Source organism: Nitratireductor sp. GCM10026969 (genome assembly GCF_042660605.1).
Classification (GTDB): domain Bacteria; phylum Pseudomonadota; class Alphaproteobacteria; order Rhizobiales; family Rhizobiaceae; genus Chelativorans.
The window spans coordinates 1-6,552 of record NZ_JBHSUM010000200.1; the positions used below are offsets into that span (position 1 = coordinate 1).

The 6,552-nt window shown below is 66.2% G+C and carries 9 protein-coding genes; 7 read left to right on the top strand and 2 right to left on the bottom strand.

What is annotated here, in order from left to right:
* From ACFP9U_RS22995 to ACFP9U_RS23005, 3 genes are all read left to right on the top strand, one after another.
* The coding region (locus ACFP9U_RS22995) for a 5-(carboxyamino)imidazole ribonucleotide synthase (RefSeq protein WP_378625036.1) at positions 1 to 1,022 on the top strand (1,022 nt) is incomplete at its 5' end.
* Positions 1,023 to 1,248: 226 nt separating this feature from the next.
* Positions 1,249 to 1,374 (top strand): type B 50S ribosomal protein L36, encoded by a 126-nt coding sequence (ykgO, locus tag ACFP9U_RS23000; protein WP_322453145.1) that lies wholly within the window; start codon positions 1,249 to 1,251, stop codon positions 1,372 to 1,374.
* 73 nt (positions 1,375 to 1,447) lie between these two features.
* Positions 1,448 to 2,017, top strand: coding sequence for a tetratricopeptide repeat protein (locus tag ACFP9U_RS23005; protein ID WP_378625037.1), 570 nt, complete (start codon positions 1,448 to 1,450; stop codon positions 2,015 to 2,017).
* 108 nt (positions 2,018 to 2,125) lie between these two features.
* Here the strand turns inward: ACFP9U_RS23005 and pyk are convergent, their stop codons facing one another.
* Positions 2,126 to 3,562, bottom strand: a complete 1,437-nt coding sequence (pyk, locus tag ACFP9U_RS23010; protein WP_378625039.1) for a pyruvate kinase — start codon at positions 3,560 to 3,562, stop codon at positions 2,126 to 2,128.
* The gene (locus ACFP9U_RS23015; RefSeq protein ID WP_378625040.1) at positions 3,559 to 4,035 is read right to left on the bottom strand and encodes a DUF1036 domain-containing protein; all 477 of its coding nucleotides are present in this window, start codon (positions 4,033 to 4,035) and stop codon (positions 3,559 to 3,561) included. The genes pyk and ACFP9U_RS23015 overlap by 4 nt, the downstream gene beginning before the upstream one ends.
* 161 nt (positions 4,036 to 4,196) lie before the next feature.
* On the opposite strand from ACFP9U_RS23015, the gene ACFP9U_RS23020 reads away from it, so the two are divergent.
* The 4 genes from ACFP9U_RS23020 to ACFP9U_RS23035 form a co-directional block, all read left to right on the top strand.
* Complete coding sequence (locus ACFP9U_RS23020) at positions 4,197 to 4,994, top strand: N-formylglutamate amidohydrolase (RefSeq protein WP_378625042.1); 798 nt, start codon at positions 4,197 to 4,199, stop codon at positions 4,992 to 4,994.
* A 13-nt stretch (positions 4,995 to 5,007) separates the two neighbouring features.
* Positions 5,008 to 5,316: a DUF1244 domain-containing protein gene (locus tag ACFP9U_RS23025; protein ID WP_378625044.1), complete on the top strand. Its 309-nt coding sequence runs from the start codon at positions 5,008 to 5,010 to the stop codon at positions 5,314 to 5,316.
* 113 nt (positions 5,317 to 5,429) lie between these two features.
* Positions 5,430 to 5,690 carry a DUF2312 domain-containing protein gene (locus ACFP9U_RS23030; RefSeq protein ID WP_322453151.1) on the top strand — a complete coding sequence of 87 codons (261 nt, stop codon included), beginning with the start codon at positions 5,430 to 5,432 and terminating at the stop codon, positions 5,688 to 5,690.
* A gap of 102 nt (positions 5,691 to 5,792) precedes the next feature.
* On the top strand, positions 5,793 to 6,552 hold a 760-nt coding region (locus ACFP9U_RS23035), incomplete at its 3' end, for a DUF72 domain-containing protein (RefSeq protein WP_378625045.1).

Genomic DNA, 6,552 nt, shown 5'->3' on the forward strand with positions numbered 1-6,552 from the left:
GGCTCGGCTATCGCACCGCCGTCCTGGAACCCGACCGGCACTGCCCGGCCGCCCAGGTCACCGGCACGCACATCGCCGCCGCCTACGACGATCCACGGGCGCTGGAACAACTCGCCGCCGCGAGCGACGTGGTGACCTATGAGTTCGAGAACGTGCCGGTCGGCGCCGCCCGCTTTCTCAGCGAGCAGGTGCCGCTGTACCCGCCGCCCGAAGCGCTCGAGGCCGCACAGGATCGCCTTTCGGAAAAGATCTTCCTGAATTCCACAGGCATATCCACAGCCCCCTTCGTTTCTGTGGATAGTGATGAGGATCTGGCGCGAGGCCTCGCCCGCTTCGGGGGCAGCGGCGTCCTGAAGACCAGGCGCATGGGCTATGACGGCAAGGGGCAGATGGTCTTCCGCCCTGAGCGGCAGAAAAGCGTGAAGGGCAGCTACTCCCGCATGGGCGCGGGCCCCCTCGTTCTTGAAGGATTGGTCCCCTTCAGCCGCGAGATCTCGGTCATCGCCGCGCGCGGGATTGACGGTGCCATGGTGGCCTATGATCCGGCCGAGAACGTTCACCGCGACGGCATTCTCTACCGCTCCACCGTACCGGCGTCCGTGTCTCCGGCCACGACCCGCGACGCGCGCCAGGCGGCCTTCGCTATTCTGGCGGCGCTCGACTATGTGGGCGTCATCGGCGTCGAGTTCTTCGTACTCGAGGACGGCGCGCTCCTCGCCAACGAGATCGCTCCACGGGTTCACAATTCCGGCCATTGGACGGAAGCCGCGTGCACGGTATCGCAGTTCGAGCAGCACATCCGTGCAATCTCCGGGCTGCCGCTCGGCGACACGCAACGCCATTCCGACTGCGTGATGACGAACCTTCTCGGCGCGAGCCAGGACAAGGCGCCCGAGCTCCTGCGCCGATCGGACGTGGTGCTGCACCTCTACGGCAAGGTGGACGCCCGGCCGGGCCGCAAGATGGGACACTTCACGAAGCTTTTCCCGCTCGGCGCGGGAGCCGAGGGCCGAAACGGGTAAGGCTGCCGTCCTGGCGGGTCGGAATTCCGCGCAACGCTTCCGTCAGACGAGCCAGTGTCGCCTGGAGTGCGGCGCATCCGGAATCGGCAAGCCAAAACTTGACATGGCCGGCTTTCCTCGTCTATGTGCCGCATCGAATTGCGGCGCGCCGGAACGGGCGCGTCTTTCGTTTCGGCCCTCGGGCCGCCACACTTTTCGGGCCTGAAGGCTCGCGACGGGCAAGACAATGAAGATCAAGAATTCGCTCAAAGCACTGAAGAGCCGCCACCGCGAGAACCGTATGGTTCGCCGCAAGGGCCGCGTCTACATCATTAACAAGACGAATCCGCGCTTCAAGGCCCGCCAGGGTTGATACGGGCGCCCACGGCGGCGCGCTCACGCGGATTTCACTTTTCTCGACGGCCGCGGACGGCTAGGTTCGTCCCATGCGGTATCGTCTTTTTCCAGGTCTGCTTTCTTTCGCGCTGCTGACCGCGCCGGTCGCCGCGCAGGAGCCTTCCGACGCGGCCTTCGGGCCGGATCGGCTCGAGCAGCTTTTCACCGAGTTGAAGCAGGAAACCAACGAAGCCGCCGCCCGGCGGATCGCCCGGCGCATCCGCGAGCAGTGGCTGGATTCGGGCGGCGCGACGGCGGATCTCCTGATCGAATGGGCGCGCGACGCCGCCGCCGAAGAAAAATATCACGTTGCCCTCGACCTGCTGGACCAGGCGGTCGTGCTCTATCCCGATTATGTGGAGGGCTGGAGCAACCGCGCCATGGTGTTTCTACAGATGCAGGACTACGAACGCGCCATGTCCGACCTGGCGCGGACGCTCGCCATCGAGCCGCGCCATTTCGGGGCGCTCAGCGGGCTGGCCGGCATTTTGCGCGCCAGCGGGCACGAGGAGCGCGCACTCGAGGTCTATCGCCGCATGCTGGAAGTCTACCCCATGCAGCGCAGCGCCCAGCGCGCCCTCATGAGGCTCGTCGAGGACCAGACCGACGAGCGGCTTTGACGCGGTCGCAAAGCGAGAAAGCGTCGACCCCTACCGCCTTTTCATGGGATCACGACGCCGGTGCGACGCCCGTCCGTTCTCGTCCCGCTCCGGTGGCGGCAGCCTCGTTCAGAGGCCGCCCAGCCCGTCGGAGCCGATATAGGCGATCCGCAGCATGTTCGTGGCGCCGGGCGTCCTGAGCGGCACGCCGGCCGTGATGATCACCCGGTCGCCGGGCTTGGCGAATTGCTCCTCATAGGCGATGCGGCAGGCGCGGTCGACCATGTCGTCGAGATCGGACGCATCCTCCGAAACCACGCAATGCGTGCCCCATACCAGGCTCAGCCGCCGCGCCGTCTCCACCACGGGCGAGAGCGCGATGATCGGCACGTGCGGCCGCTCGCGGGCGGCCCGCAGGCCGGTTGTGCCGGAGGAGGTGTAGGTGATGATGGTCGAGAGTTTCAGCGTCTCGGCGATCTGCCGGGAAGCCAGCGAGATCGCGTCCGCGCCGGTCGATTCCGGCTCCGTGCGCTGGGCGGTGATGATGTCATGATAGGTGGGATCGCGCTCCACCTGCTCGGCGATCGAATTCATCGTCGCCACAGCCTCCACCGGATATTGCCCGGCGGCCGATTCGGCCGAAAGCATGACGGCGTCCGCGCCCTCGAAAACGGCCGTCGCCACGTCCGAGACCTCCGCCCGCGTGGGGACCGGCGCCGAGATCATCGATTCCAGCATCTGCGTGGCCACGACCACCGGCTTGCCGGCACGCCGGCAGGCGCGGGTGATCTGCTTCTGGATGCCGGGAACGGCCTCGAGCGGCATTTCCACGCCGAGATCGCCGCGCGCCACCATCAGCGCGTCGGAAAGCTCGATGATCTCGGCCAGGCGCTTCACGGCCTGGGGCTTTTCGATCTTGGCCATCAGCGCGGCGCGCCCGCGGGCGATCTTGCGCGCCTCGGCAAGGTCCTGCGGACGCTGGATGAAGGAAAGCGCCACCCAGTCCACGCCGGTCGCAAGCACGGCGTCGAGATCCTTGCGATCCTTCTCCGTCAGCGCGCGCAGCGGCAGTTCCGTATCCGGCAGGCTGACGCCCTTGCGGTCGGAGATCTTGCTGCCGGCGATCACGCGGCAGACGATCGAGTGGCCGTCGCTCTTCAGCGCTTCGAGCTGCAGGCGGCCGTCGTCGATCAAAAGCCGGTGCCCCGGCTGCACCGCCTGCAGGATCTCAGGATGCGGCAGGTGCACGCGCGTCGTGTCGCCCGGCTCCGGATTGTCGTCGAGCGTGAATTCCTGCCCGACCTTGAGTGCTGCGCCCTTGTCGGCGAACGCGCCGACGCGCAGCTTCGGCCCCTGAAGGTCGGCGAGGATACCGATCGGCCGCCCGACCCGCCGCTCCACACTGCGTATACGGCCCACAAGTTCGCGCATCAGCGGATGGTCGCTGTGGCTCATATTGACGCGGAAGACGTCCGCGCCGGCTTCGTGCAGCTTGGCGATGGTTTCCTCGTCCGAGGAAGCCGGCCCGAGCGTGGCGACGATCTTGACCTTGCGGGTGCGTCTCATGGATTGGCCGCTCCCGTCACGGCCGTGCCGTTGGTTGCGGGGCCGTCGGTAAGCTGCACCATCCAGTTCTCCTGTTCACCCGTATCGTGTTCCTGAAAGCCGGCGCGCTGGAAACCGCGCGCGAAGCAGTCGTTCACGCCGACGATCTTGAATTCCTTGTCGGCCACGCACATCTGCGTCTCCCCTTCCCAGCGTCCCCCGCGCGAGGCGTCCTCGGCGTAAAGGTAATAATAGCGCGACTGGAGCGGACCCTCGATCAGCGTTTTGCAGCTCGAGCCGTCTATATGCCACCAGCCCTCGCTGATCCAGCCTGCGCTGGCACGATAACCGATGGCCACGCCGACGAGGTTCTGCGTCGCGTTGCAGATGCGCAGATCCGCCTTTGCCGGAGCGGAACCGGCAAAGATCAGCCCGGCCGAGGCGGCCAGCACCATCATGCCCGCCCGCAATGCCGTGTTTGGCTCGAAACGCATGTTCAGGCTTGGCGTCGTGAAATCAGCATGGCGTCTCTTTTCCGCAATGTCGGTGCCCGTGTCAACGGACCCGATGGCGGGCGTCGGCTGGCGCCTTGTGCATTGCACAGCATACGGCTTCATGGGATGACGAGTCCTCTTCCATCGTTGTCCGGTCAGGCATGACACGCAGATCCCTCTTCGCTCCCTTCGAGATCATCGACGGCGACCGCGCACGCGGTCTCGTGCTTGTGGCGGATCACGCCTCCAACCTCCTGCCGGAGGAATATGGCGATCTCGGGCTGCCCGCCGCCGAGTTCACGCGCCACATCGCCTATGACATCGGCGTGGAGCCGGTGACGCGGAAGCTCGCCGCCCTGACCGGTGCGCCCGCCGTCATGGCGCGTTTTTCCCGTCTGCTGGTCGACCCCAACCGCGGCCCCGACGACCCGACGCTCATCCGCCAGCTCTATGACGGCACGGTGGTGCCGGGAAACTATCCTATGTCGCCTGAAGAGCGGCAAAAGAGACTGGACGCCTTCTATACGCCCTATCACGACGCCGTCTCCGCGCTCATCGCCTCGGTCGCCACAGCCCACGGCGCCGCGCCGCTGGTCATCTCCATCCACTCCTTCACGCCCTTCATGCAGGGGCGGGAGCGGCCCTGGCACGTCGGCCTCCTGTGGGACAGGGACGACCGGGCGATCCGTCCCCTGTTCGCGGCGCTCGAGGCCGAACCGGGCGGCCTCGTGGTCGGCGACAACGAGCCTTACGACGGGGCCTTGCGCGGAGATACCATGTACCGCCACTGCACCGCCAACGGCTTCCCCCACGCGCTGATCGAAATCCGCCAGGACCTCATCGCCGCCGAGGCCGGCCAGGCCGAATGGGCCGAGCGTCTGGCTCCGATCCTTGACGCGCTCAACGCCCGGCCTGATATGCATGGGATCAAGATGGCCGGCTCACGCACGGGCCCATAGCGAGGAGGTAGACATGACCGACCTTTCCCCCGAACAGAAGCGCGATCTCGAAGCGGCCGCCTTCCGCCGCCTTGTCGCGCACCTGCGCGAACGCACCGACGTTCAGAACATCGACCTGATGAATCTCGCCGGGTTCTGCCGCAACTGCCTGTCGAACTGGTATCGCGAAGCGGCGGAAGACGCGGGAATCGCGCTTTCCAAGGACGAATCGCGCGAGATCGTCTACGGCATGCCCTATGCCGAGTGGCGGGAGAAATACCAGACGGAGGCGAGCGGTGCGCAGAAGGCCGCCTTCGACACGAAACGCCCCGCCGATCACTGATTCTTCTCAGGCCGTTGCGGCGCGCGCAATCTTGACGTTCGCCGCTGGCTGGGGCATCGAACCGCATCATCCGATGCCCCGAGTCGCGGGCGCTTTCCCAGCCGGAGCACAGAATGGCCGAAGACATCACCAACGAGACCGCGCAGACCGTCGCCGCCGGGCAACTGCGCGCCTTTATCGAGCGCATCGAGCGCCTCGAAGAGGAAAAGCAGACCATCGCCGACGACATCAAGGAAGTCTACGCCGAGATGAAGGGCAACGGCTTCGACACCAAGGCCGTCCGGACCATCGTCCGCCTGCGCAAGAAGGACCAGGCCGAACGCCAGGAAGAAGAGGCGATGATCGACCTCTACAAGGCAGCGCTGGGGATGTAGCTCCGCCCGCGGCTGTTTTCCGCGCACGGGCCGCCTTCTTCGGAACGTTCCGGCGGCCCCGCCGTTGCCGTGGCACACAGGTCTGACCATGGGGCCTTGCCGTTGGCTGCTTCGGGAAAGATCCGTATCGGCATCTCGGGCTGGACCTATCCGGCCTGGCGCGGTGTTTTCTATCCCAAGGGACTGCCGCATAAGCGGGAACTCGCCTATGCGGCCGAGCATTTCCGCGCGGTTGAGGTCAACGGCACCTTCTACAGCCTTCAGCGCCCGGAGAGCTTCGCGCGCTGGGCCGAAGAAACGCCGGACGGTTTCGTCTTTGCGGTGAAGGGCTCCCGCTACATCACCCATATGCGCAGGCTGAAGAACGTAGAGACCCCGCTCGCCAATTTCTGGGCCTCGGGGCTGTTGCGCCTCGGCCGCAAGCTGGGACCGGTGCTGTGGCAGTTTCCGCCCCGCATGAAGTTCGATGCAGAACGCTTCGAATCCTTCTTCTCGCTGCTGCCGCGCGACACCGACGAGGCCCGGGCACTGGCGCGCCGGCATGACGAGAGGCTCGAAGGACGTGCCTGGCTCGACGCCGAGCCGGGCCTGCCCATCCGGCACGCGGTCGAAATCCGCAGCGACAGCTTCTGTACACCCGCTTTCATCGACCTGCTGCGGCGCTATCGTGTGGCGCTGGTCTGCGCCGACACGCCCGACTGGCCGCTGTTGATGGATGTCACGGCGGACTTCGTCTATTGCCGCCTGCACGGCTCTGAGCATCTCTACGCCAGCGGTTATGACGACGATGCGCTCGACGATTGGGCGCGGCGTGTGCGTGCCTGGGCGCGCGGGCGCGAGCCGGCCGACGCAAGACGGGTCG